The sequence below is a fragment of the Pantoea ananatis LMG 2665 genome, assembly GCF_000710035.2.
In the GTDB taxonomy this organism is placed as follows: domain Bacteria; phylum Pseudomonadota; class Gammaproteobacteria; order Enterobacterales; family Enterobacteriaceae; genus Pantoea; species Pantoea ananatis.
In genome coordinates, this window is sequence record NZ_JMJJ01000006.1 from 376,013 (window position 1) to 401,872 (window position 25,860).

The 25,860-nt window shown below is 52.8% G+C and carries 29 protein-coding genes and 1 pseudogene; 2 read left to right on the forward strand and 28 right to left on the reverse strand.

The features are described 5' to 3' along the window. Window position 1: 1 nt before the first annotated feature. The 21 genes and pseudogenes from EL29_RS15240 to EL29_RS15335 all read right to left on the reverse strand — a co-directional run bounded on the left by EL29_RS15240 (window position 2) and on the right by EL29_RS15335 (window position 13,625). The gene (locus tag EL29_RS15240; protein WP_013027270.1) at window positions 2–298 is read right to left on the reverse strand and encodes a phage tail assembly protein; all 297 of its coding nucleotides are present in this window, start codon (window positions 296–298) and stop codon (window positions 2–4) included. A 54-nt stretch (window positions 299–352) separates the two neighbouring features. Next, on the reverse strand, window positions 353–865 hold the full coding sequence (locus tag EL29_RS15245; protein ID WP_013027271.1) for a phage major tail tube protein: 513 nt from the start codon (window positions 863–865) through the stop codon (window positions 353–355). Between the two features lie 12 nt (window positions 866–877). Continuing rightward, window positions 878–2,047: a phage tail sheath protein gene (locus tag EL29_RS15250; RefSeq protein WP_014594650.1), complete on the reverse strand. Its 1,170-nt coding sequence runs from the start codon at window positions 2,045–2,047 to the stop codon at window positions 878–880. A 101-nt stretch (window positions 2,048–2,148) separates the two neighbouring features. Beyond that, window positions 2,149–2,382, reverse strand: coding sequence for a YciI family protein (locus tag EL29_RS15255; RefSeq protein ID WP_028715820.1), 234 nt, complete (start codon window positions 2,380–2,382; stop codon window positions 2,149–2,151). A gap of 357 nt (window positions 2,383–2,739) precedes the next feature. Next, window positions 2,740–3,279 carry a tail fiber assembly protein gene (locus tag EL29_RS15260; RefSeq protein ID WP_019104863.1) on the reverse strand — a complete coding sequence of 180 codons (540 nt, stop codon included), beginning with the start codon at window positions 3,277–3,279 and terminating at the stop codon, window positions 2,740–2,742. Between the two features lie 1,208 nt (window positions 3,280–4,487). Then, window positions 4,488–5,114 (reverse strand): annotated as a pseudogene (locus EL29_RS23140) (phage tail protein); the annotation flags it as partial. Between the two features lie 69 nt (window positions 5,115–5,183). Next, complete coding sequence (locus EL29_RS15270; protein ID WP_019104865.1) at window positions 5,184–5,717, reverse strand: phage tail protein I; 534 nt, start codon at window positions 5,715–5,717, stop codon at window positions 5,184–5,186. Beyond that, the gene (locus tag EL29_RS15275) at window positions 5,710–6,618 is read right to left on the reverse strand and encodes a baseplate assembly protein (protein ID WP_013027277.1); all 909 of its coding nucleotides are present in this window, start codon (window positions 6,616–6,618) and stop codon (window positions 5,710–5,712) included. Before EL29_RS15275 ends, EL29_RS15270 begins: the two co-directional genes overlap by 8 nt. Window positions 6,619–6,621: 3 nt before the next feature. Beyond that, window positions 6,622–6,972 (reverse strand): GPW/gp25 family protein, encoded by a 351-nt coding sequence (locus EL29_RS15280; protein WP_013027278.1) that lies wholly within the window; start codon window positions 6,970–6,972, stop codon window positions 6,622–6,624. Then, a complete protein-coding gene (locus tag EL29_RS15285; protein WP_013027279.1) occupies window positions 6,969–7,553 on the reverse strand; it encodes a phage baseplate assembly protein V in 585 nt (194 codons plus the stop codon). Before EL29_RS15285 ends, EL29_RS15280 begins: the two co-directional genes overlap by 4 nt. A 92-nt stretch (window positions 7,554–7,645) precedes the next feature. Continuing rightward, window positions 7,646–8,116 (reverse strand): phage tail protein, encoded by a 471-nt coding sequence (locus EL29_RS15290; protein WP_028715821.1) that lies wholly within the window; start codon window positions 8,114–8,116, stop codon window positions 7,646–7,648. After that, a complete protein-coding gene (gene lysC, locus EL29_RS23145) occupies window positions 8,046–8,321 on the reverse strand; it encodes an Rz1-like lysis system protein LysC (RefSeq protein WP_227008744.1) in 276 nt (91 codons plus the stop codon). Before lysC ends, EL29_RS15290 begins: the two co-directional genes overlap by 71 nt. Next, window positions 8,203–8,637 (reverse strand): Rz-like lysis system protein LysB, encoded by a 435-nt coding sequence (gene lysB, locus EL29_RS15295; RefSeq protein WP_015699480.1) that lies wholly within the window; start codon window positions 8,635–8,637, stop codon window positions 8,203–8,205. The genes lysC and lysB overlap by 119 nt, the downstream gene beginning before the upstream one ends. Then, a complete protein-coding gene (locus EL29_RS15300) occupies window positions 8,634–9,143 on the reverse strand; it encodes a lysozyme (protein ID WP_028715822.1) in 510 nt (169 codons plus the stop codon). Before EL29_RS15300 ends, lysB begins: the two co-directional genes overlap by 4 nt. After that, window positions 9,127–9,351 carry an HP1 family phage holin gene (locus EL29_RS15305; RefSeq protein WP_014604962.1) on the reverse strand — a complete coding sequence of 75 codons (225 nt, stop codon included), beginning with the start codon at window positions 9,349–9,351 and terminating at the stop codon, window positions 9,127–9,129. The genes EL29_RS15300 and EL29_RS15305 overlap by 17 nt, the downstream gene beginning before the upstream one ends. A gap of 5 nt (window positions 9,352–9,356) precedes the next feature. Next, window positions 9,357–9,560: a tail protein X gene (locus EL29_RS15310; protein WP_014604961.1), complete on the reverse strand. Its 204-nt coding sequence runs from the start codon at window positions 9,558–9,560 to the stop codon at window positions 9,357–9,359. Window positions 9,561–10,252: 692 nt separating this feature from the next. Further along, window positions 10,253–10,447 carry a hypothetical protein gene (locus EL29_RS15315; RefSeq protein ID WP_015699478.1) on the reverse strand — a complete coding sequence of 65 codons (195 nt, stop codon included), beginning with the start codon at window positions 10,445–10,447 and terminating at the stop codon, window positions 10,253–10,255. 237 nt (window positions 10,448–10,684) lie between these two features. Continuing rightward, the gene (locus tag EL29_RS15320) at window positions 10,685–12,748 is read right to left on the reverse strand and encodes a replication endonuclease (RefSeq protein WP_028715823.1); all 2,064 of its coding nucleotides are present in this window, start codon (window positions 12,746–12,748) and stop codon (window positions 10,685–10,687) included. Continuing rightward, window positions 12,745–12,972 carry a TraR/DksA C4-type zinc finger protein gene (locus EL29_RS15325; protein ID WP_014594660.1) on the reverse strand — a complete coding sequence of 76 codons (228 nt, stop codon included), beginning with the start codon at window positions 12,970–12,972 and terminating at the stop codon, window positions 12,745–12,747. The genes EL29_RS15320 and EL29_RS15325 overlap by 4 nt, the downstream gene beginning before the upstream one ends. Further along, a complete protein-coding gene (locus EL29_RS15330; protein ID WP_028715824.1) occupies window positions 12,972–13,190 on the reverse strand; it encodes a DUF2732 family protein in 219 nt (72 codons plus the stop codon). The genes EL29_RS15325 and EL29_RS15330 overlap by 1 nt, the downstream gene beginning before the upstream one ends. A 66-nt stretch (window positions 13,191–13,256) precedes the next feature. Continuing rightward, complete coding sequence (locus EL29_RS15335; protein ID WP_014604958.1) at window positions 13,257–13,625, reverse strand: hypothetical protein; 369 nt, start codon at window positions 13,623–13,625, stop codon at window positions 13,257–13,259. A gap of 423 nt (window positions 13,626–14,048) precedes the next feature. On the opposite strand from EL29_RS15335, the gene EL29_RS15340 reads away from it, so the two are divergent. Next, entirely contained in the window at window positions 14,049–14,633 is a 585-nt protein-coding gene (locus EL29_RS15340) for a phage repressor protein CI (RefSeq protein ID WP_014594661.1), read from the forward strand. Between the two features lie 206 nt (window positions 14,634–14,839). Here the strand turns inward: EL29_RS15340 and EL29_RS15345 are convergent, their stop codons facing one another. The 7 genes from EL29_RS15345 to EL29_RS23150 form a co-directional block, all read right to left on the reverse strand. Then, window positions 14,840–15,697 carry a ketose-bisphosphate aldolase gene (locus EL29_RS15345; RefSeq protein ID WP_014594662.1) on the reverse strand — a complete coding sequence of 286 codons (858 nt, stop codon included), beginning with the start codon at window positions 15,695–15,697 and terminating at the stop codon, window positions 14,840–14,842. Between the two features lie 3 nt (window positions 15,698–15,700). Then, window positions 15,701–17,110 (reverse strand): PTS fructose transporter subunit IIC, encoded by a 1,410-nt coding sequence (locus tag EL29_RS15350; RefSeq protein ID WP_028715825.1) that lies wholly within the window; start codon window positions 17,108–17,110, stop codon window positions 15,701–15,703. Window positions 17,111–17,130: 20 nt separating this feature from the next. Then, on the reverse strand, window positions 17,131–17,604 hold the full coding sequence (locus EL29_RS15355) for a PTS sugar transporter subunit IIA (protein ID WP_014594664.1): 474 nt from the start codon (window positions 17,602–17,604) through the stop codon (window positions 17,131–17,133). Beyond that, complete coding sequence (locus tag EL29_RS15360) at window positions 17,597–19,102, reverse strand: BglG family transcription antiterminator (protein WP_235193335.1); 1,506 nt, start codon at window positions 19,100–19,102, stop codon at window positions 17,597–17,599. The genes EL29_RS15355 and EL29_RS15360 overlap by 8 nt, the downstream gene beginning before the upstream one ends. 212 nt (window positions 19,103–19,314) lie before the next feature. Continuing rightward, complete coding sequence (locus EL29_RS15365; RefSeq protein WP_013027296.1) at window positions 19,315–20,793, reverse strand: SulP family inorganic anion transporter; 1,479 nt, start codon at window positions 20,791–20,793, stop codon at window positions 19,315–19,317. Window positions 20,794–21,248: 455 nt separating this feature from the next. Next, window positions 21,249–22,793 carry a methyl-accepting chemotaxis protein gene (locus EL29_RS15370; RefSeq protein ID WP_013027297.1) on the reverse strand — a complete coding sequence of 515 codons (1,545 nt, stop codon included), beginning with the start codon at window positions 22,791–22,793 and terminating at the stop codon, window positions 21,249–21,251. A gap of 198 nt (window positions 22,794–22,991) precedes the next feature. Next, window positions 22,992–23,345 carry a hypothetical protein gene (locus EL29_RS23150; protein ID WP_232285064.1) on the reverse strand — a complete coding sequence of 118 codons (354 nt, stop codon included), beginning with the start codon at window positions 23,343–23,345 and terminating at the stop codon, window positions 22,992–22,994. A gap of 500 nt (window positions 23,346–23,845) precedes the next feature. On the opposite strand from EL29_RS23150, the gene EL29_RS15380 reads away from it, so the two are divergent. Next, a complete protein-coding gene (locus EL29_RS15380; protein WP_014594668.1) occupies window positions 23,846–25,774 on the forward strand; it encodes a methyl-accepting chemotaxis protein in 1,929 nt (642 codons plus the stop codon). Window positions 25,775–25,860: the final 86 nt, after the last annotated feature.

The window sequence follows — 25,860 nt, forward strand, 5'->3', positions numbered from 1 at the left end:
CTTACGCGGCCGATTTCGCTGACAAAAAACCAATCACCTTGCCGCCCAGGGCAATCAGGTCAACCGGGTCCAGTGCGTTGCACTCTGCTTTGGTCAGCGATGGCATGGTGATGCGGGGCAGCACCATCAACAGGGCATCCACATCGGACGAGGCCAGATCAGCCAGCCGCACACCGCGCAGCGCGCCGGCGGTCGGTTTCACCAGCTCAACCTGAGCGATCACCACATCGCCACGTGAAATCGGGCTTTCCAGCACCACCAGGTTTTCTTTCAGTTCTGGCTTATCAAGCTGTTCCATTTTTTCTCCATCCCAATCAAGAGGGGCCAGCGCAGGACGCGCCGGCCGTTGTTATTACACCAGGCCGAGGTTTTTACGGCGCTGTTCCAGACGATCGACGCCGTTGACCTTCTCCACCATGTTGACGGTGTCGATTTCAATCAGCTCTTTGCCATTCCAGGTCAGTTTGAAATAGGTGTTTTTACTGGTGATTTTGGTTTCGGTGTTTTCGCCCTGTTTGGCTTCACCGAAGTCAAAGGACTGGTGCTTACCGCGTACTTCGATTTCCACGGCGATTTCTTCGCCGGTGTCATCACGCTGATAAGAACCGGTGAAACGCAGCGGTACGTTCGCCATCGCGCCCCACTGGCTTAATACCAGCTCATCCATACCGCCCAGCGTCCACTCCATATCGAGTGCCGCATCGTCCAGGCCGTTATCAATGAATGCCGCACCGTTCATACCGCCGGCGCGGTAGGTATCCAGCTTGCGTGACAGCTTCGGCAGCGTAACTGCGGTGACGATGCCCTGATAGCTGTTTGAATCGTTGAAGAGGTTCAACCCCTTGAGTTTACGTGGCAGTGCCATTTATCCGGCTCCTTAGCTGTTTACGGATGCGGCGAAGTTCGCCAGATAGGTATCGGTGATGCGCTGACGCAGGGTCAGATCTTCCAGCGGCGGCACCGGCGTGTAGTCGTAATCGATAAACAGTTTGCCCGCCTTCAGGCTCTCTTTATCGTTGGCGCTTTCGTCGTACCAGCAGTTGGCGCCCAGCAGATAACCGGCGCTGACCAGCTCACGGAACTTGGCATTGATACCGGCGATGATTTCGCGTACCAGTACTGGCGTCAGCGGTTTGTCGTTGGCCCACATGTGCGCTTCCGCCATGGTATCGGCCAGCACCTGTGCTGAACGGGTGTAGTTTTCAAAGGCAAAAAGTGGATCGTCACTGCAGGTGCGGTTGCCCCAGAAACGGAAACCGTCCTTGCGAATCAGCGTGGTCACACACTTTTCGTTCAGCAGATCGGCATCGGTGCCGGTCTGTTGCAGATCCCAGAAAACATCTGCAGAGATACCCGTCACGCCATTGACGCCCACGTTAGACAGGGTTTTATGCCAGCCGGTGTCGTTGTCAATTTTGGCGCGCAGGCCCAGCGCACGTGCGGTGGCATAAGCCATTTCAGATTTATTGGTTGCCGTGTTCCAGGCAATAAAATCTGGCCAGATCACCATCAGCTCGCGCTGGCTGAAGTTTTCGCGGTACTTCATGGCGTCAGAGATGGTTTTGCTGTTCCAGGCGGACACGTAGGCAAAGCCACGCAGCTGCTGGGCAATGCTGGCCAGCGCTGTCGCCACTTCCAGCGAATCCAGACCCGGCACGCCAAGAATGCGCGGTTTAACACCCAGCTGCGTTTGCGCGCTGAGCAGCGCCTTCATGCCGGTGTATTTACCGTTCGCATCCGTCGAGCCAATCAGGTTAGAGGTGGTTTCAGCCTGGCTCGCGCCTTCTGCAACGCGAACCACGACGGTTACCGGCTTCGCCTGGTCAGCAATCGCCTGCAGCGCGGCCGCTAAGGTGCCTTTGGTACCGGCTTTACCGATAGCTGCCTGCACGTTGGTCAGCAGAACAGGTGTGTTAAGAGGAAATGCCGTTGCATCAGCATCTTCTGCGGTGCAGATCATGCCAACAATGGCGGTTGAAACTGTTGAAATGGTGCGTGTACCGTCATTGACTTCGACGACGCGGACACCGTGATGAAAATCAGACATCTGTAGCACTCCGTGTTGTGGGTGTGCTCAGAGTGTCAGGTCAATGAAAAGGATGCATGCGATTGCGGTTTGCTGGCGCGTGGCTAAACAGCAGCGTTTATTTATAAGGTGACGGGACGGTCAAAAGCCCTCCTCCAGAGCCGAATCTCAACGTTTTGACGCAATCCCTCTAACCAGAATGGATCCTGTTTCAGTAGGGCTTCAACGGCTTCTTTAGAAGCAGCTTCCACAATCCATAAAGCGTCATCCGGATGGGCCGTGGCATGCTCTCTGAGCGAGACTGCAATCAGTACGCTCGATCTCACGCTCTCAAGCCACTGCAGGTAAGCTTCCATATAATTTTTTGTATGCCAGCGCGATCTGCACGATAATATAACCTTAAGTTACAATACATCTTTTAATTAATATTTTTCGCTGCGATTTTGACATTACTGAAGAGTATGAAGGCAAAAGAGAAGAAGTAATTGAAAGCGAACGCTCATTAATAAAATATAATACCAACCAATCAAAAAACACTAAAAATAAAAATAACACACCCTACCATAAACCACATAAATCAATCAAAAGGCGATTAAATAAAATAAAATGAGCGCACTCAATGTATTTCTTTAATCATAAGCAATGGGTATTTTGAAGGATTGAAATGAGTGATTGAAATTTTAAGAAAATGGCAATCACTCACTGACTTTGTATTAAGCAGGCACCTCTGGCCAGACAGGTCTAGTAGTATCAACACGATTGAGAGCCACCCTGTATTTTTTCCAGGTAAGCAAACGTGCTGCTTCTTCATCTGTAGCCATATTTAAATCTACTGCATCCTGTAATGGCGCTATTGCGGTCGCCGCGCGCGCAAGCTTCTGGGCAAGTTCAGCTTGCACTTGCCGTTGTTGCTCTTCTGGCGTATAAATTCTAGGGACAATATTGAAACCATCGAACTGCCATTCCTGTCCAGATAGTGGAATGGTAAAATTTTCAGGGACTCGATCTAGCGGTATTTCAGCAATAAAGGCATCTACTGGCCATAACGCACTAATGTCATAACTGGCCTGTGTAATAACACCTGAATCTATATAAACCACTTTCAGCATTTTTTCATTAAAAGTAGCCTGTAGTTTATACCAATCCATCCCATCAGGAGTACTAATATATTGAGCATTAATGTATTTCGCTAATTCATCCGAAGACGTATCTTGCGCAGGTGTATAAATTTTGAATGGTCCGTATTTTTTCATGCGTATGCCACCGTATACCAGTTGCCATTAACGTATTTTTGCATGTAGCGAAAATACATATATCCTAATTGACTACCTTCGTTACCATTACCACCAGTAATAACTGCTCCTCCGGGAGCTTCAGCCATCACTCCATCTGTGAGCAATTGGCCCCTACTGACTAACCTGATGTCTCGTACAAAGTTCTGGTCAACATAAGACCAAGTGGCGCGATTACTAATATTGTTATCACGACCAGATAATTGCGTATTAAGCCAGTCGCTCAGCCATCCTCCCCAGGCCGCTCCATTAATGTTGCCATTTGTATCAATTACAGATCCGCCAACATACACAGCACCCGGCGAGTTAAAATTACCTGTGTGAGGATCAAACAACCATGCCTGTGAGAAGCCATTATCACCTATGACGTGAATACAACCATTAGCAAAATGGCCGTCACCCAACGTCAATGCACCAAAACTGACTGAAGTCCCATACCCTAACCCTTCAGTTTGTATGAGGCCTTTAATGATGGGGGAATAGCAGCTATTACCTCTGGGCGCGGCATATCCAAATGGCTTAACGAATGGCGCTCTCGGATCTTTATATTGGTCAGCATAAGCACCGGATGCAGGCCAGCTGGCATTCTGTGTAGCGTAATGTTCCGCACCATCAAGATACGCTACAGACCCGCCAGTTGCCGGAATGGCCCCCACCTGTGCTGGAGTCGGTGGATTTTTTTCATAAAACATGGCGCCTAGCGAATAGCTGTCAACCTGACCAACAAGTTTGTGGCTATCCCAACCCAGAATTATTTGGTTAGTTCCCTCAGAGGCCATTCCCTCACCGCCGCCCGCCTGAACCGCATTTATGTCTCTTGCCGTAGGTTTGTTGCCAGTATGGTAGAACTGATTCCATTTCTGCCATTGCTGGTCGTCACCATTCATTCCGCGAAAAGCAATACGGTTACCCGTTTGATATTCCACAGACAGCTGTACTTGGTAATCACCATTAAGCCCGGCATAGCTTAGTAATGAACCATCAAAGCCGGGTGAATTTTTTGCAGACGTATAAACGAAACTAACCGCATTTGCTGGTAAATCGTTGGCGTCCTTGTACTCGAACCCTTCAACACTACTGGCAGCAACCGTTTGAACTGCAACTGCGCCACCGTTGACCAAAACTCGTCCAGCAGTAACGTCGTTTTTTGATGTCTGCAAATCACTTAAGGCCGCACTACCTAATTCGAGGTTTTTTCGAGCCTGAATCACCAGCCCCGCATCTTTGATTTCTGCCAACGCTTTGGCCGTTTGCAAATACTGGCCGTGAGGATTCGCCGCATCGATATGCTTCTTCATCACATCGTCGGTGTGAGCTTTTACCTCGATGACTTTGTCATCCACATACTGGCGCGTGGCCAGCACGACAGACGGGTCAATCTTTAACGTTACAGCACTGGTGCTGTTCACGATCAAAATCATACGTACAGTCTGAGTACGGCCGCTGCCTTCCTGTAGTTGCGGTTTATAGGTTTCCGCGCAGTTCGCAACGGCAATCAGCACGCCATCGGCGTCATACAGGCCAATCTCACGGATCCAGAAGCCGCCTTCGCCTTCAGGGATAATCTGTTCAGCGATAATCTGGCTGCTGTTCGCGGCATCCACCTTCAGCGAATTCAGCGCGGCACGGCGCTTTTCGCCCACCAGTTTGGTCTGCGCAGGATCGGGCGTAGGCAAAACACCGCCGCCGTCACCCACCGCCATCTGGGTAATCTGCAGTTGGGTTCCCAGGGCCGCGGCATTGGCCAGCTTTGCCGCGCCCTGATTGGTCAGTAGGGCAAAATATTTCGTTGTCATGCTCTCACTTCCGTCAGGTCATTAAGATGGATCGCTGCACGGTATAACTCGAACCGCCCGCGGTGTTATTCAAGGTCTGTAGGGGTAGACGGTTAACTCGTCACCGCTATAACTGGCGACTGTCACAGGTAAAGACCCCTTTGAATCCAGATTGATAGATAGTCCAGTCAAATGGCGACTGACCGGTTTCGCATCGGCAATTAACCGCTCCAGCTCGTTGTACATTGCCTCATCAATCCCGGCTTCCTGCACGCCGACATCAATGCGAAAGGTTCCGGGGATGCCATCGTTTTGCCACCATTCGGTGAAGCGAATCAGGTAGCCAATCGGCTCCACCACACGTCGCAGAGAGCCAATCGTGCCTTTGTGTTTATGGATATATTCCGATGCAGCAACCACGCTGCGTTTCGTGCTTTCGCTCCAGCCCGAATCCCAACGATCCACCGACCAGGCCCAGGCCAGGTAAGGCAGTAGCTCTACCGGACAGGTCTGCGAATTCCATAACTGGCGCAAAGGAACAGGAATGGATTCCAGCGCTGCGCAGGCTTCAGCCGCGGCAACTTCCAAGGCTGATGAACCCGTTGGCAGCAGGCGTTTACTCATCGGAACCTCCTACCGTGATCTGGTAGCCGGTGCAGAACGCGGCTTGGGTTTTATCCAGCACCACATCGGCCACCGGCTGGGCCAGTTCGACGCGCTGTACACCTTCTACATGCAGCGCGGCATACAGCGCAGACTTGCGAATATCGCGGCCTAAACGTGCCTGGGTGTTTACAAATGCCTTGAGCTTCGCCTCGGATGCGGCACGGATGGGCTCCGCCTCGGGACCGGGATACAAATACAGCGTGGCGTCAACGCGATAATCCACAATCTGAGCCGACTGGACGGTGACCCGATCGGCAACCGGACGAACATCTTCGTCATTTAGCGCGGCATTCACGATCGCCAGCAGGTCGCTGCCCGCCGCACCGTTGCCTTCGCGGGACAGCACGGTAATCGTGACGCTGGCGGGAGAGGGACTGATAGCCGAAGCATCGGCTACGCGGCCATCGGCGCTGCGTGCATGAAATTCGTAAGCACCGGACGGCCCCGCAACACTCAGCCCCTCAAACGCGGCTGCAATGCGGGCGCGGAAGTCTTCATCCCGCTCCATTACCGCCTCAACCGGCGGCGTAACGGTATTATCCGCGGGCGTCAGCACCAGCCGCGTCACGCCGTTGTTGGCGCCCAGTTGATCCAGATCGCTGCCGTTGGCCCAGGCCACCATCACCGCCTTGGCCGCCTCGTTGATGCGTTGACGCAGAATGACTTCCCGGTAGGCGTTCTCCTGCAGGAGTTTCACCAGCGGGTCGGACTCCAGCGCCAGAACCCGGGCAACCGATGCCTGCTCGTCTGCAGGATAGAGCGAAATCAAGGTGGCTTTGCGTTCGGCAAGCAGCGTTTCATAGTCCAGCGTTTCCACCACGTTTGGCGCAGGCAGCTGGCTCAGGTCGATAGTAGGCATGATTCAACTCACAGGGACGGTTAACGAAAAATCCTGCGCGGTGTCCGCACGGTTGCCGGTGATTTCCACCACCATCCCGCCGTCAAACGCAGATTCAAAATTAATGGCAGTCAGGCTGATGCGCGGCTCCCACTGCAGAATCGCCATATAACAGGCCGACATGATTTGCAGGCGCAACCGGTCGTTCTGCGGCTGGTCGATTAGCGCCGACAGCAGTGAACCGTAGTTACGGCGCATCACCCGCGATCCCAGCGGCGTCGTCAGAATGTCACGGACGGACTGGCGGATATGCTCCAGCTCAACGAGGGTTACGCCTGTTTCGCGGCTCATGCCGGTGTAGCGTGCTGTTGTCATAATGGTGCTCCTGTGGTGCCACCGCTGTCGCCCGGATGCTGGTGCGTATGCAGCACTTTGCCGTTGGAGGCGAAGCTGCCGCCGCTGTGCGACACATCGCCCTTCATGGTGCCGCCCTGGGTCACTTCCAGCGTGGCGGTTTTCAGTAACGTGGTGCACTCCACCTCTGGCGTATCCAGCAGGATTTTGACAGCCGCCTTGATCGTCGCCGTCTGAATCCCTTCGGCTTTCAGCGCGCCGGTTGCAGGCTCGTATTCAATGACCGCACCATCGGGAAAAGAGTAGTGCAGCGCATCGGCAGAGGCCGAGGGCGCCGGGCTGGCGTCAGAGAACACGCCGGGTAACACGAAGCCGCTGTTCAGCTCACCGCCCAGGCTTATGATCAGCACCTGCTCGCCTGGCGACGGCGCATTCCATGAACGGGTTCTTCCCGCCCGGGCACTTAGCCAGTGCAGCCAGTCAGTGGTGTTATCGCCGGTTTTTACCCGGCAGGTTCCCGCCTCCAGATTGATGGCGGCAACGGTGCCAATGCGGACCATGTTGCGCAGCAAGCGCTTGATTTCTAATATTTGCTCGTTCATGGCATTAGTTTCTCGTTGCAGGAGAAAAGCGGCAATCGAATGCCGTTTACCCAGGGATGGCTAAACAGCGCGTCAGCGGATAAGGGTTATCGCTATGTTTTCCATTCGCTGACCAGCTTGCCTTTGATGTACAACTGCCAGGGGCGCTCAACATTTTCCGGCATAGCCGGTTCTGGCAGATGCGTGATGTGTAATGCGCCGTTCTGCTGCTCAACCCAGACGCGTTCGGTCAGTTGCAGAGTGATATTCACCTTACTGCGCCCATCGCCGGTTGCCTCAAGGGTGAAGGTAAAGCCGGTGCGACGTTTCTCATCCGAAACCATGATGTCGGGCTGGTTTTCCCGGAGCCATGTCAGCAGGGGAACCATGATCAGATCGATATCCTCTGCGTAGTCAGTAATCGTGACGGCCAGCTGGAAGTGGTATTCAAACGACAGCGAGCTGGCCAGCGTGGAAACCAGGTTTCCGGACTGAATCGCTATCGTCAGGTTGTCAGGATTTTGCTGAAGCAGCGGAACGCTGTTTATCAGCACCTGGCGTAGTTGGGTCACTTTCAACATCATGCTGCTCCTGGCACGCTTTAATCATCTCAATCTGCAACCCGCACGATGCGAGCGCAGCCTCTAACTGGCGGTTATCCGCCGCCAAATCACCCTGCGTCTGCAGGTTGTTTTCCGGAATGGGGCAACTTGTCACGCGTGGACAACCAGTCCAGATAATCTCGGGCATTGCTGAAGGCCGGACGGCTGTGCAGCCGGATAACGTCAGCAGGCAAAGCAGCAGCGCTCCAGGCACGTAAAGCGGGATTGGCATCGGTTTCTCTTCTGATAATGGTTTCACGATGGAGCGCCTGCGCGCTGGCCTGGTTCTGAAGCAACCGCAGCGCCGCCTCGCGTTTTCGGCTAGCCTGGATATCCGCATCGAGTTGGGCCAGCGCCTTGTCCCGGCTGCTGACGTCAGCCGTCAGCGTACTCACCCTGCGCTGTGCCTCATCCCGTTGATGAGTCATCACGCTAAGGCGCCAGCCGGTTAAGCCCAGGGCAATAAGCAAAATGGCGATCGCCAGTGCAACCAGTCGCATCATGCCGCTCCTTTTAAACACCACGCCATTTCGCGCTGACGACGGTTATCCAGGCCCGGGTTGTAGGTGCCTTTGACATATACCCAGCGCTTAAGCTGCAGGCAGGCATCGTGCCAGCGGCCGCTGTTGATCAATCCCGCCAGCGTTGAGTGACAGGCGGCGTGCACGCCAACGTTAAAACCGAATGACACCACCGCGTCATAAACCTGGAATGGCATTTCACGTGGCATGCACTGGTCGATCCCGCGTTCAACGCGCATCACGTCGTAAACCAGGTTTACTGCGGCCTGGCGCTCGTTCACCACGCTGGTCGGGGTAACACCTTGCGTGTGACCAATGCCGTTGGTCCAGACGCCGGCGCTGCACTGATAGGGCGAGGTGCGGCAGCCTTCTGCATCGGCAATCAGCTTCAGGCCGGCTTCAGAGGTTTTCAGCATCTTGATTTGCGGTAGCAACGCGGCCAGGGCCAGTACGGCCGCCACGGCGCAACGTTTAGCGGTCTGGCTCAAAGTTAAGCCCCTGTAAGTTGCGCTGCTGTAGCTCGTAAGTTTTGCGACGGTAGTGCCAGTTGATAAAAAACGTCGCAACGTTGGTGCACATGGTCAAAACGGCGACGCCAGAGCCAACCATAAAGGCGATATCCTGCGGTGTGTGACGTCCAAACCACATCAGGACGATCCCGATGAGGTAATTAATCAGAGAACTGATTTTTTCCATTGGCGCTAATCCCACAGATTGAGGGTTTCACCCGTGGCCGCCTGAGGCAGCTCCGGTAACACCACTCTGCATCCGTGCGGTAATGTTGGGCCTTGTTCTGCCAGGCCAGGATTGGCGGCATAAACCTGTTCAACCGCCTGCTGCGTGCGTCCGTAGTAACGCCAGCAGATCTCATCAACGGTTTCTTCCTGTTGTGCGTAAATCAGCATTGATTGGCCCCTTATGAGCGTAAAAGCCATGGTCGAGTAGGCGATAAGTTGAGAACATCCGCTGTCGTGGTGACAGGCAATAAAGGCCCCGTTGGCCAACAGAAACCTGTTCAGAGAATTGCACCGTCGGGCCACCAAACCGCCCTGAAGCCGAATCCGGATAACCCGGATACGCGATGTGCATTGGCCTTCGCGCAGAGCGATCCAGAGATTGCTGTGCCTGCCGCTTGTCAGAAGTAGTGTGTGCCTCAGCAGGCGCTTGCTCAACGCAAGGCCGTCCGCTCAAGGCTGGGCGGGCAGAGGCTTACACCCTGAATGCGGGCGCCGATGGAAGGGTCGCGAAAGCGCTGGGATGACGTGAGCACATTTGCTTTCACAGCGACGACCGGGAGAGGTCGTAAGCCAGCAACAGGAAAGGGGCAGTAACCAAAAGATTGCCGCGAACGCTGACAGGAAAGCGGCCGGGATAACGTTATTCGGTAAAGGTGGGGGAAGACTACGCCTGGCGAACAGGGGTTGCTGCACACGCCTGCAGGCAGCAGATGCCCGGCGTTTTCGGTCGGTCATGACGCAATGTCAGCGATAAAACGCACTGGCGCGGTTTTGCTGTTGCCGGCGCCTGAACCCTCTCATCCGTTAAGATGGCTCAGGCAACGGACAACCGTCCTGATGTCACAGTGAACGCGTCGCCATCATGATTTTTTTAAAGGCGTCGCCGCAAAGACAACAGAAAAGTGGTTATCGGAAAGGGTGTAGTTCGCAGCGATTTCAGCGATCAAATTTAACGCGATTTCCCTGTCACGCTCCCGGCAGGCTCCTTCACTGGTAAGCCTGGCGATAAGTTCGACGCGTTCAAGCATGACTCGCTCATGTAATTCATTTCCCACAATTCCCTCCCCCAAATAAATACTGTACATACATACAGTAGCATAGCATTCGTTAACTGTGGAAGCGTTTTAAGATAGTTCGTAAAAAATTATATCATGTTGATAGGCATCAACTTTTGTTGTACTGCCTGCCAGACAGGTGAAGGCACACTTACGCCAGAAGCGTAAGAAAAATCAATAGATTTTCTTCATTTACCTATCCAAAACAGCAGGTTTTCACTCCGCCTTTTCATCACGTCAGGGCGAAAAAGAAATCCTCACCGTTGGCTGGGCCGCAGGAGAAGCATCGCCTCTGTCGTCGCCTGAAACAGGGCCAGGAATGCGTAAAGGCGAAGCCCGGCAGATAAACCTGGAAGCCCTTTCGCCTTGGTGACCTCTGCGCCACGGATCTGTGCGCAGATCGCCAGATACCTCACTTCCGGCATAAAAACGGCTTACGAGATCCGTACAGTTATTAACAGAACTCCAAGACAACGAAGCGGACTGGCTTTTTTCGTCGCCCGCATCTTCAGCACGTTTGGGCACCAGCTTCCATAGCTTTAACCGCGTCAGGACTGGCGTATCAGCACCAACAGCAGTGGCGTAAACGCCCTTAATTGACTGGATTTCCTCACCAAACGCATTACAGCTTTCGGCGGGCTGGTACCAGGTGCGCACCGCAAGCGCGTCGCGTTTAACGAACGGGCCGCCCTGGGCATTGATGTAGTCGGCCCATTGACCGGCATCGGCCGCATCATGCACCGCGGCGAATTCCACGCTCAGGCCATGCGCGGTTTCGGTGTCCGCCATGCGGCGAAGTTCGCGATAAACTGTTACGGGCGCACCTCCAATAAACTGAAACTGGCGGATGTGCCAGCGTGCTGCCCATGCCGACACCGCCATCGCTGTCTCTCTTAGCGGTTTACCGCTCTCGTTATCCCGCTCGCCCTCTAGCGCATAGCCGTCAATGTTTTTAGAAACATATTTGGCAACATAGCCGGTCGCGCTGCCTTTCGCCGGATCGATCGCTTCGACGTGAAAACGGGCTTTGCGCGCCTTTGCGCTGTTCAGTTCCTCACTGTCCTGCTGGCAGGCGTAATGGCGCAGGATCTCGTCTACGCGATTAACGTCTTCAGGGCGCATAAACATCAGCAGATGCCAGTGGGGCGTGCCATCATGATGCGGCTCCGCAACGCGTAAACCAAAAATACTGATCTTTTCACGGTGCAGTTTGGCCCGCACTTTTTGCCAGAGTGAGCAGAGATAGCGCTGTGTTTCGGCCGGGCTGGCCCCCGTCCATTTAGCGTTACGGTGACCACTCTGCAAGGTCGCGTGATAGCGTGACGGCGCGGTTAACGTGTAGAAGCAGGCCCGAAAGCCCATATCCTGACAGATGGTTTCGAAGCCACGAATACGCGTCATCAGTTCAGCACGACGAATAGCCGGATTGGCTACGCTGCCGTCGTATTTTTCAATCAGGCTGATGCGGTTGCCCTCTTCATCCTCCAGATCCATTCCCTGGAGGAAATCACGGGTACGGCGGCGTTGCTCACGCCATTCCGCTACGGCCATAAGGCTGGCATAAGGGGAATGCGTTTTATTGACGTTTGCCAGGGCGATATGCAGATGTTCACGCCAGAAGGCACTGATACGACGCAGCTGGCCTTTCCACCATTTTTCCGCCTGCATACGCAGAATGGCTGAGGTCACCGCTTCAGGGTAGAATACGCGGGCGCTGACGGTTTCCCATAAAGGCGGCGTCTGACCCAGCTCACGGGTGATCACCGCCGCGGTCATATACAGTCTGTGGGTATAACGGTAGTCCGTATCGGTTTGGGCGTGAGTGTGCAGTTGCACCAGCTCCGCGTGAATGAAATGCGCGATATCCCCTGCCAGCACATCAGTGTCGGCACGGGACATATCCGGAAGGCGGTTAAAGCGTTTCATCAGTTCCCACAGCGTGCCGGCGGCTCTGGCTGCGCCCTGCGGGCATGACATGCTGCGGGTCAGCTGTGCGACAACGCCCGTGCGCATATCATGCAGTTGATAACGTCGGTTAACAGCGTCAACACGTGGCAATGTGCGCTCAACAAAGGTTTTTGCTAAGTAGGCATTGGCCCGGGCTGTTCCCTGCTGCTGCTCCAGACTGGCAAGACGACGCTTCACGTCCATCTGGACAATGCCGGGCTGGGCACGAAGAATTTTCTGTCCGTGCAACCACGCCGCAATCTGTCGATGACGGTGCTGCTGCTGGTCATGGGTCAGATACGGGCTGGCTATCGCCAGCCGCGGGGCATTCCACGGGTAAGCGAACGACATCATCGCGTATTCCCGTAGTGAAGACGTGCTCTCAGCTCGCTCAACTCCTGACAGGAGAGGCAGCGGGTCACGCCCTGCAGCGCACGACGGCGCGCTTCAGGAATCGGTGCGTCGCACTCTTCACAGAGCGAGGCGCCGATCGCCACAGGACGTTGCGTAACCTGCGCGATATTTTGCGCCAGGATTTCCTCGCTGCGCTGCTGCGCAATATCGATTGCATCTGCCATTAGCGCATCTCACCTGATTCGTTTTCATAACGCTCAGCTTCAGATCGCAACAGCTCTGCTGCTTCGATGCCGTTTAGCGTCTGCCGCGTAATGTGCGCTGCCATCGCACTCAGCCGCTTCGCCACGGCCAGCGCGCAGGCTTTACGCTCATTATCGAGCAGTTTATTGAGGGTAAAGGCCATGGCGTCGTTCATTGGATGTGTCTCTTTATTCATCATTTCTCTCCAGATTTTGGGCAAAGGCATGCCCGACGGGTTTACGTCATCACGTCAGGGGTGATTTATTTATTCAGGCAGAAAGCAGTCAGCCGTTGAGAACTGACGCGGCAACATGTTTCCCCAGCGGGCCAGCTTATTCATTGCTAAAATGATGTGCTCACGGCGCGCCTGGTCAAAAAACTGGAAAGGCCTGCCAATGTCTTCCAGCCTGAACATGCCCGGGCAGTCGCGGTTAGCCAGGGTTAATACGCAAAATTTAAAGTCATCATTTTGACGATTAAAATAGCGAAGCGATGGGTTTCGGTTGTGATCGCGCAGCAAGCGCCAGTGTTGTCGAAACGCATCAAACGTCATTTTTTCGCTGTGGCAGTCTTGCTCTGCGGTGAAACGTGGCCCGGCAGATGACTGACTGATGACCTGGACGGTGCGGTTCATAGGCTCCTCCGAAAACGTTGCAGCGGGTTTTGACGAATCAATACCCTCATCGTTATTACAGTGACGTTTTACTGGCGGCGGATTCGCGCCTGTCTCATCCATAACGCTCGTTAAGCATTAAGCGAAACGGCAGGTGCGCAGACGGTTTCCCCCCAGATTGCCCCGGACAGGGCGCGTTGCTGCGCCAGCCGCGGCCTGAGAGCGCTTTCGACCCTGAAAGCGCGCTTTTACGCGCCTCTCCACGTGCGCTGACTGCATTAGCCCTGCATCTCATTGCGACAATAAGGTTCTGGCTTGATGATTGTAAAAATGAGCCTCATCAGGCAAAATCCTGAGTTATCAGATAAAGCCGCACCCTGTTGCATCATTCAAAGGCTAACTTAAACTGGAGGATACTTAGACTAAATCTAAGTGTCAATAAAAATGAGCGTTTATACTAATTTCAAATTTCCGAACTCGAGCGCAGAAGCTCTGGATCGCGTTGTCGATGCCTACGGCTTTACCATGAAAATGCAGCTTGCAGATCACCTTGGAATTGCAGCAAGTAGCCTGTCTGCACGCTATAAACGTGATGTTTTTCCTTCAGATATCGTTTTACAGTGCGTGATGGAAACGGGCGCAGACCTGCAATGGTTGATCACAGGCAAAGGCTCAAAATTCTCTGAAAGCAAACCCGACACGCCCACGCTGATTAGAAAAAAGCTAATCAGCGGCAAAATCGAGGAAGCGGGTTATGTGATGCTGGATAAAGCGTTATACGCGCCATTGAAACAGGAACCGCGCAGTGCTTTCTTACTGTTGGCGGAAACCACCCAGTACATCATCGATACCGATTTTGAAGATATGCATGACGGCGTCTGGTTGGTCGAAATTGAAGGAACCGCCAGCGTCAGGACACTAACGCGCATTCCGGTCAGGAAGGTGCACGTCAGCGGCATCGGCGTAGCGTTTGATTGTGGGATTGATGATATCAGGCTGATTGGCCGCGTGGTTCTGACAATTCAATAAACCGGCGTCTTGCGCACGGCAACGCCTTATCACGGCCTCAGCGTTACTCACAGAATGCGGTACAACGCGGGCCGCCTGCCTCAGGCCGCCCGCTCCGCTCTTAGCGGCAAGGGGTTCCCACTAAAGCGGCTTGCTGATCGCTGAGGTTGGCTCCCCGGTCGATACAGGTTTAACCGTGGCTCGCCCGTTACCGCCAGCGTTAACGCTTAATACAGTCCGGCCTTCCCCGCTGAAGAGAAAAGCCGCATCTTGTGCTCGACAACGGCTTTCGCCGCCGCCATCGGGCGCACGTAGAGTGCGCTGGGTTCATGTCCGTTTGACTGCAATTCTTCCTGCAGCGCGACATAAAACGCCTTCTTCATATCGCTGGAGATATTGATTTTCCCTACGCCATACTTAATCGACTCCGCGACCTCGCTGTCTTTGTTGCCCGAGCCGCCGTGCAGAACCAGCGGAATTGTCAGCCGCTGTCTGATGGCTTTGAGACGGTCAATATCCAGTACAGGCTGTTTACCCGCAGGATACAAACCATGCGACGTGCCGATGGCCACGGCAAGCGTATCCACTCCGGTTTCTCTGGCAAACCGCTCCGCCTGGTCGGGATCGGTATAGAGAATTTCACTGTGCCCCCCTTCCGCGCTCCCCTCTGCCACGCCAATCGTTCCCAGTTCGGCTTCTACCGAGACGTTAACCTTGTGGGCAATGGCGGTGATTTCACGCGTCAGCGCGATATTCTCTTCAAATGGCAAGCCTGAGGCATCGATCATGACCGAAGTATAGCCGGTGCGGATGGCGGTTAAAATATGCGCCAGCGTCTGGCCGTGATCCTGATGAATCACCACCGGCACGGAAGCGTTAACCGCCAGCTCCCTGAGATAGGCGATGAAACTGTCGCCGACGAAAGCGTGCTCATCGGGATGCACTTCCAGGATGACGGGAGATTGCAGGGATTCCGCCACCTCAATGACCAGCCGGGCAAACTCAGCGGAGGCGATGTTGAAGGCACCGACGCCGAACTGATTCTCCTGCGCCACCTTCAGTAACGCCTTCATATTTATCAACATAATTCACTCCTGCGGTAAATGTTGCGGATGATCTTTTTTAATCACTCTGAGGATCAGTGCGGTAAACAGCGCACCGGCGAGAATGGCAAACAGGTAGGCTGAGACATGGGTAATGACGTTCGGTATGAACATAACGAAGATCCCGCCATGCGGTGCGCGGGAAGCACAGCCGAGCATCATTGACAGTGCGCCAGCCAGTCCCGAGCCCGCCACAATGGCGGGAATGACGCGAAGCGGGTCCGCCACGGCATACGGAATAGCCCCCTCGGTGATAAAAGAGAGGCCGAGCACGTAGGTGACCTTGCCGGTTTCGCGCTCCTGAACGCTGAATTTCTTTTTAAAAAGGGTGGTGGCAAGGGCAATGCCCAAGGGAGGAACCATTCCCGCAGCCATACATGCTGCGATGGGTTCGTAGATTCCGGTCGACATCAATCCAATCGCGAACATACAGACGGTTTTGTTAAGCGGCCCGCCCATATCGAAAGCCACCATCATTCCGATAAGCAATCCGAAGATAGCAGCGTTGGCATTTCCCATATCCGTCAGGAAGGTAGTCAGGCTCTGTAACAGCAGCTTAATGGGCTGGCCGACGACCAGAATCATCAGCGCACCGGTCAGGAACACGCTCAACAGTGGCACAATCAGAATGGGTTTGAGTCCGGCAATGGCCTTGGGTAAGTTGATGTACTTCACCACGAGCAGCGTGATGTAACCCGCCATAAAGCCCGCCAGTAAGGCGCCAAGAAAACCCGATCCGGTATGAATGGCTAACATGCCGCCCACCGCGCCCGACACAATTCCCATATTGCCACTAATCGACTTGCTGATGCCCAGTGAAAGAATCGGCAGCATTAACGCAAAAGCGGCACCGCCACCAATATCGGACAGCATCTTCGCAATGGGGTTATAGAGGGGATCGCCTGGCGTGGCGGCAGTGATCCCAAAAGAAAAACTGAGGGCAATTAATATCCCGCCAGCCACGACAAAGGGGATCATCAGGTTGACGCCGGTAATCAGATGCACATAGATGCTCGACAGCGCCGCTTTTTTGTCTTTGTCTCTATCCTGCAAGGTTACGTCTTCTGATGAGGCAGAACAGATTTCGCCGGTTAAGGCCCCGGATAAAATGTCGTCCAGTAATCCATCGGCATCTCTCGCGGCTCGGGTAACGGACACGGTAATCATGCTTTTGCCGATAAAGCGGGAGCAATCAATCTTTTTATCCGCGGCAATAAGCACGATATCAGCACGTTTAATATCCTCTTCAGTGAAAATATAGTCACTTTCAACGGCACCCTGTGTTTCAACAAGGATCGTTATGCCTTTTTTCTCTGCGCTCTTTTTTAAATTGGCTTCCGCCAGATAAGTGTGTGCTACGCCTGTGGGACAGGCGGTAATCGCAATAATATTCATTTTCCCTCCCGGTGAAAGGCTTACTCCTGGGTGTTATTGACTAATAAATTAAATAAGGCCTCTTTTGTCTCTGCGTTTAGTAATGCCTCAACGACTTCATCATCGCCAAGGGCAATTGAAATTTTTGCCAGTAGTTTTATATGTCCCGCGCCGCTGTCGGCTTCTTTAACCGCAAACAGAATCACGAGGCTGACCGGCGAATCGTCCATGGTTTCCCATTCCACGGGGGACGCCAGTTTGGCTACCGCGATCCGGGTTTCGTTCACCCACTGCGATTTTCCATGCGGGATCGCTATCTGATTTTCGAAGCCGGTAGAACCTAATGCTTCGCGCAGCATGACGTCATGAATAAAACCTTCTTTGTTGCTGATAATATTTAATTCACACAAGCTTTGCGTTAATTTCTCAATAACCTCATCTTTATTTTTTGCATTTAGATTCATAAAAACACAGGTCTGACTTAACAGATCGGCCACAACAATTTTATTATGCATCCGTTACTCCGTTAGCATTATCTTCTTTATTAAGGCACTCCATCACCCGCAAAACATCTCTGTTTGAAAACAGGGCAGAAACATAGGCCACAGGATGTTCAGTCTCCTCCAGTCTGATCGTGGAGATAATTAAATCGCACCTGACTTTCTTAATGGCTTCGTTCAGGCGGGCACCCGGCACAATATCCACGATCTCCCATTCGGGAAAGGCCCGGCTGATTCGGCTGGAAAGCAGCTGAGATGTACCAATGCCGCTGGAGCACACCAGCATGACGCGTTTAGTTGCATGACACTTTTCTAACGCGTTCTGGATGTAAATAGTCAGATAGGCAATCTCATCATCCGACGCTGTCGGAAGCCCCCACTGCTGATTAAGGTGCAACACGGCCTGTTTGACGACGTTAAATACCGCGGCAAACTCTTTACGTATCTCGTCCAGCAACGGGTTGTGAATAACAATGCGGTAGGCCAGCCGATTAAGCATGGGCTTCACATGTGACACCAACGCGTTAAGCAGCACGCTGTCGCTGCCAATATTCTGTCTTAATAACGAAGAAAGCCGGGTGATTAAGGTCGTGGCGTAGTTCACAGCGTCTTCGTCGTAGTGCGATGGAGAGGGAAAACCGGCGCTAAACGGATGCCGCCCCGACGAGATGAGGTATTGATAAATATAGTGAACCTCAACGGCCGCGAAGGAGACCGCGTAATTTTCCTCCAGCCATCTGACCGCTTGCCGGGCGACTGACCATTCGTGATTGTTGTAACCTGCCATGTCCGACTCCGCTGGCGCGGGTGGCGTGCCGTTAAGCGCTCTTTTAATCGTCACCAGCAGATGGGAAAACAGGTTGGTATAATAGGGCTCGCTAATGGCGCAGTGCAGCGCCTCTTCAATGTAGGTGATCAGATTAATGCAGCAGGCCACATTGTCGCTGCCAAACTCCGCCACCAGCTGAACGCGCGAAAAACGATCGATGCGGCTGTCGGCGACAGGGTAACCACTCATCACGCTGAAGGTAATAATCTCTTTCAGCGCCAGACGAATATCCCGGTCGCTGCCGGTAATACAGGTTCCGCTATGGCTACGCGCGATGCGCAGTGAAAAAGGCGCTAACCAGACCTCAATTTTTCGTAAATCTGCCACGATGGAAGAGCGGCTGATAAAATATTTTTCCGCCAATGCGCTCAGCGTGAGCGGTGATGGAGAACAGGTAAGCAAGTCTGTTGTGATGGCGACCAGCCTTTTATTTTTCAACAAACCTTTTACCTCTTCCCCATGCAGATCCACAGGTAAGGCGACGCCATTTTCCAGCAACAATCCCAACCCGGGTTTGCTGAGGATTCGGCTCTCCTTGTCGGCGAAATAGTGATTAACGGAATCCACATCGCGGCGCAGCGTACTGGCTGAAACCTTCAGCGTCCGGGCAATATCTGTTGCCGAGCGCCATTCGCCCTGAGAAGCTAAAAGATGAATTAATGCCTTTTGTCTTTGGGTCAGCACGTTGACTCCCGGCTTCGCTAGGTGATCCAGATGCTCGGTCATTACCGTTATATCTGCCTTGTTCCGGTAGAGAAATACCAAACCATGGCGTCGATATGACCATAATAGTGAACAGTGCACCTGCAATGCTGCTAACCCGGTTCCATTCGTGCAAACTCCAGCGTGTCGCGGCGTGACAGAAAGAGCGGGCCTGAACATCAGGCCCGATGCGGTTAATGTCCGCCAAAGACTTTTTCAACTTCTTCGGGTTTGTCATGTACGCCAAAACGATCGACAACGGTTTTTGTCGCCTCGTTCATGCCACGAATCTCGACATCCGCCCCTGTCCGACGGAATTTAACCACCACCCGATCAAGCGCGTTAACAGACGTGATGTCCCAGAAATGGGCATGGGTTACGTCAATCACCACCTTTTCCAGATCCTCCTGAACGTCAAAGCTGCGGACAAAGCGATCGGCGGAGGCGAAAAATACCTGCCCGGTAATGGCGTAATGGCGACAATCGCCTGATCGCGTGGAACTGACCGCCATAAAGCGTGCCACTTTGGTGGCAAAATTTAATGCAGCAATCAGCACGCCCACGATGACGCCAAAGGCAAGATTATGGGTAAAAACCACGACCAGCACGGTAGCTATCATGACGACGCTGCTTGAGAGAGGATGGGTGCGTAACGTCGCCACCGAACGCCAGGAGAAGGTACCTATCGAAACCATTATCATGACCGCGACCAGTGCCGCCATGGGAATCTGAGATACCCACTGGCGCAGAAACACCACCATCACCAGCAACGTGATACCCGCCGTGAGTGTGGAAAGCCGTCCACGACCGCCTGATTTTACATTGATCACCGACTGACCAATCATCGCGCAGCCTGCCATTCCGCCGATGAAGGAGGTACAGATGTTGGCGATGCCCTGCCCCTTACATTCGCGGTTTTTGTCGCTCGCGGTGTCCGTCATGTCATCAATAATGGTCGCCGTCATCATCGACTCCAGCAAGCCAACCACGGCCAGACCTGCGGAGTAAGGCAAAATGATCAACAAGGTGTCGATGTTCAAAGGCACGTCGGGAAGCAGAAAAATGGGCAGGCTGTCAGGCAGTTTGCCCATATCGCCCACGGTTCGCACATCCAGGTGCAGAAACAATGAAACTGCCGTCAGAATCACAATGCAGATCAGCGGTGACGGCAGTGTTTTGTCGAACAGTGGATAAAGATAAATAATCGCCAGGCCGGCGGCGGTGAGCGCATAAACATGCCAGGTGACATGAGTGAGTTCAGGCAACTGCGCCAGGAAAATCAGAATGGCCAGCGCATTAACGAATCCCGTGACCACCGAACGCGACACATAGCGCATCAGGTTGCCGAGTTTACAGTAACCCGCAATGACCTGAAGTACGCCGGTGAGCAACGATGCGGCAAGCAGATACTGCAGCCCGTGCGTTTTGACCAGCGTCACCATCAGCAACGCCATCGCGCCGGTGGATGAGGAAATCATCGCCGGACGCCCACCAAAAAAAGCCATGACAACCGGAATACAGAAGGCGGAGTAAAGACCCACTTGAGGATCGACACCCGCGATGGCAGAAAAAGCGATCGCTTCAGGAATCAGCGCGAGCGCGACAACAATACCAGCCAGCACGTCACCACGGACGTTACCCAGCCAGTCCTTACTCGTCGAGGACAGCAACATAGTATTTTCTCAAATTTTGAATGCAGTTCGCCCAAAAGGGCAGATTTCAGACAGAAAGCGTCACATCCACAGACGGGATGTCAATGAGGTGCGTCCGAATGGGATCGGGACGACAGGGAAGGGATAAAACTCAGGGTGGCGTGATACGCATGACGGTTAAAAACTCCTTATCAGCATGGGCTGGCTGCAGCAAGGCACTGCAGTAACATTGCCGGGTCATCTCAGGCAACGCCCTGTTCAGCTGACTACTTTACACAAAAAATCACCCGCACTGGAAGCCTGAATTTGCCTTACAGCCCAGGCACTCCCGGCCAGCGGCGGGAGAAATCCTCAATAAGCGCTTGTAAAACTGCTGTTTATTGATTTTATAACATTGCGTGCCGCAGGCGCATATAGCCTGACTGACCGCATAAATGAACGGTCAGCCAGGCGTGACGCATCGCTTCGGCGCGTCGTTACACTCTGAATGCCTCAACCATACCGCGTAATGAATGTGCCTGTTCAGACAGGGACTGCGAAGCAGACGAAGACTCTTCGACGAGTGCCGCGTTATTCTGGGTGACCCCGTCCATCTGGCTGACCGCAATGCTGACCTGAGAAATGCCCTGCATCTGCTCCGAGGACGCCATCGAAATCTCATCCATTGCGCCCGCCAGTTCGTTCACCATGCCCACGACTTTTAAGATGCTTTCACCCGTACCGGCCGCGACGTGCACGCCGCTGTCCACCTGCTCTACGGCACGTTCGATAAGTTCTTTAATCTCTTTCGCTGCGGTGGCGCTTCGCTGCGCCAGCGTTCTGACCTCGCCGGCAACAACGGCAAATCCGCGTCCGTCTTCACCCGCCCGCGCCGCTTCGACAGCGGCGTTCAACGCCAGGATGTTTGTCTGGAACGCGATACTTTCAATCACGCCGGTGATGTCACGAACCTTGGTAGCACTGGATGCGATTTCATTCATGGTGTGAGACATCAACTGCACCTCTGACTCACCAGTGCGTGCCAGGGTTGCAGCCTCTCTGGCAACGGTGGCGGTATGCTGAGCACTGGCAGTATTACTTTTCACCGTCGCGGTCAACTGTTCCATACTGGCCGCCGTTTCCTGCAGGGCTGCGGCCTGCTGTTCAGTGCGTGATGACAGCTCAGTATTGCCCTGGGCGATCTCGTCTGAGGCGGAGGCGACCGAACCTGCCGATTCTTTGATTTGCGTAACCAGACTTCGCAGGCTGGACTGCATGTTAGCCAGCGAGGCAAGCAGGCTGCTGGAATCGTTGTGGCGGAGTATGACCGGCGCTGTGAGGTCGCCGCTGGCGATGGCCGCAGACAGTGCCTGGGCCTGGGCCGGTTCCCCGCCCAGTTGGCGCATCAATACTCGGGTAATGATGAAGCCCGCCGCAATTGAAATCGCCACGGAAAGCGAGGCCAGAATCATTAAGATTGTGGTTGCTCTGTGAACGTTTTGACTGGTGTTTTCAACCGACCGCTCACTGTCTTCCATTTGAATATTCGTCATTTCCTTGAGGGCTTCCAGCAACTGGCCCTGCAGCGGCCTGACCGTTTTTATCAGGTAGCTTATCGCTTCTTGCTGTTTATTTTGCAGGCCTAACTGCCCTGCGTGATCCAGCACGGCCAGAACGGGGCCTTCGCTGCTGACGATCTTGTCGAAGGCTTCCCGGGCCTGCGGGGTTGAATCTTCGGCGACCATGGCAGCAAGCCGTTCGCGGTTTTCAATATAACGGGCTTTTTGCGTGACAATACGCTGCCATTCCTTCTGCATCTGGTCGGCTTCGGTCAGCAGGGCAAGGTTACGAACGATGACGGCCATATCACGTAACCCGCCGTACATTTCCATCCCCAGACGGTATTTCTTCATTTTGACATTGACGGCATTGTCCATGCCATTACGGGCATTATTCAGGCCGTTATAGGCCACCGAGGTGCAGATAATGAATAACGTAATCAACAGGCCAAAGCTGATAGTGAGACGCGTAGAGATTTTCATGGGGACTCCTGTTTATGTTAGGAAACAGGTATCGGTTGAAATAATAAAAACCACAGTAAAAAAATCATAAATAATAGTTATAATAATGTAAGACATTGATAATCATGTTATTATAATAATTTCCTTTAATAATTTGACGAATGCGACTTTATATTCTATCGCGCCATGAAAAAATAAATATCACCAACCAACCCTTTATTAAAAAATATTCCATGCTTCCTTTTCGATTAAGAAAAATAATATAAAACGTCGTTGCTGCGGCATACTCTGCTGATTGATGGGCTTAACGCTATGGATTTTTGCTGTCAGCCGCGATTGTCCGGTCAGGAAGACCCGCAGACTGTCCAGGGAGTGGGTTTGTGCAACGGACAGGATAACGAAAGGATAAGTCACTGGCTGTGCCTGACGATCACCGCTGCTATCATGGCAACGAAACCGGTAGCGATGACGGTTTGGATTTGGGTTTGGGTTTGGGTTTGGGTTTGGATTTGGGTTTGGATTGAGGTTTGGGTTTGCGGGTGAGATAACAGGAGCCAGACTGCCGCCATTCATAATTAGCGCTGCGCGAGAGAAATGGAGTAGCGTTGAGCGTTATCACTTTAATTTTTATGCATGCGCATGCCAGCATCCCGACAAGGGCGCTTTTTTAAAACACACAGAATAATTAAACGGGGATATTATCGGCACATTTTTTAAAAACTTTACTGTTTTTGTATTTTTTAATAAATGAAAAGGTTTTCATTTATCACAACCCCGGACATACCTATTTATGATTAGCCTGAGGTTATCGAAAAAATATTAATTTGGCTTAACCGGATCCAAAAGAAAATATTGTGCATTTCTAACGTGGAAAATAACACACCACATTCTATAATCTCCTCTACTATGGAAAGTAGATTTTCCCCTGCGCATTTCAACAGACACATAGTGACCAAGAGTCACGCGCAAGGCCTTGATAAATAGAAATTTAACAAAGATTATTATAAATAAATTACACGAATAATATTTGATGGCATTCATCAAAAAACACCATTTCACCTGGAATTCAATAAATGAAAAACATTCTCAATAACATTAGTCTGCCGACTAAGTTCCTGATCCTGGGGATTTTCGCGTTGGTATTATTTGTCTTTCCCACCTATTTATTTATCCAGACGGGTAATCAGGCTATTGATGCGAAGAAACAAGAACTGCAGGGCGTACCGGTCGAAAAAGATATCCTGACGTTGCTTAACCTGATTCAGCGTCACCGTGCTGAAAGTGCAATCGCCATTTCATTGAATAAACCTGATAATGCGCCGCGCCTGGCACTTGCCTCTCAGATAGATACCCTGACAGATACTATTGCCGCAGAATTACGCCAGTATGATGCCAGTGCGCAGCCGACCCAGCGCTTCAACGGCGTCAAAGCCGCCTGGTCTCAGCTTCAGCAAGATGTTGCATCGGGTAAACTGACGCTGGCTACCAGCCTTTCGCATCACGCGCTGCTGATTCAGAACTTACTGGACACCAACCAGGACATTCTTGATTTATATGGTCTTTCTTTGGACGCGGACCTCAATACGTATCAACTTATCATGAGTATCTATGGTCGGTTACCTGAACTGACCGAGACGCTTGGACGCATCAGAGCCAGCGGTACCTCTGTGATTGCCGCGGGTGCCAACGCATCCGATTCTTCACGCGGCACGATGGAGTACCAGATTGAAGGGGGTAATGCGGCGCTGGAAAAATTCAGTAATGTGTTAAATAAAGCGTTTGCCGTAGAGCCGGATCTCAAATCTGAATTTACCGCGCTGGCGAATGATGCTTTCCAACGTTCCGCCAGCGTCCTTAAACTGGCTGAAGATGTCTTTATTACAAAACGTGTTCAAATTACCCCTGTTGAATATGTAAAAGACTTCACCCAGGCTATTAACACTTATAACGATCTTGGCATGAAACTCAGCCTGCAGCTGGGAAAAACACTGAACGACCAAATCGACCAACGTCGTCGTTCACAATATATATTGCTGGCTTCACTGATCGCCGTGGCCTTGCTGGCCGTATGTGTGGCGGTGATGATCAGCCGGTCCGTTACCCGTCCGGTAAAAGAAGCGGTTTTACTTGCCAGTAAAGTGGCCGCCGGTGATTTAACGACGACGATTACCGTGTCAGGTAAAAATGAAATTGCTGAGTTGCTCAATGCGCTCTCGCAAATGCAGCAACGTCTTGCGCTTCTGGTATCGAATATTAAAAACAATGCGTCAACCATCGCAAACTCCTCTGAAGAAATTGCGATGGGCAATAACGACCTCTCTTCCCGAACTGAAGAACAAGCGGCCTCACTGGCGGAAACCGCGGCCAGCATGGAGCAGCTCTCTTCTATCATCAAGCAGAATGCTGACAACACGCGCTACGCATCAGATATGGCGGTTTCAGCCACTAACGCAGCGCTGAAGAGCGGCGAAGCGATGACTTCTGTAATGACTACTATGCAAAAAATTCGCAGCAGTTCGGGGCAAATCGAAGAAATCACCTCCGTTATTGACAGCATCGCCTTCCAGACGAATATTCTGGCGCTGAATGCGGCCGTGGAAGCAGCGCGTGCGGGCGAGACGGGCAAAGGTTTTGCCGTGGTTGCCGCTGAAGTCCGGGCGCTGGCCCAGCGTTCGGCCAGCGCAGCGAAAGAAATTAAGGGCCTGATTGAGCAGTCCGTTGGGCATTCGAATGAGGGCTTAATGCTGGCGCAGGATGCCGGCAGCAAAGTAAAACAGAGCGTCGAAGCAATTGAACAGACATCTCAGTTGATTCGCGATATCTCCTCATCCTCTGAAGAGCAAAGCAGCGGCGTAAGCCAAATAAATATTGCGGTTAATCAGATGGACCAGGTCACGCAGCAAAACGCCGTGCTGGTTGAACAGTCGGCGTCTTCTGCTGACGAGCTGGCAAAACGTGCAAGCGATCTGCGCGACATGGTCTCTGTGTTCCGCACCGCTTAATCTTCTCCTTTTGCCACTGCCGTCAGCCTTTGGCTGGCGCAGTGGCCGTTATAATCCCTCATGCCCGGCGTTAGCCAGGCAACTTT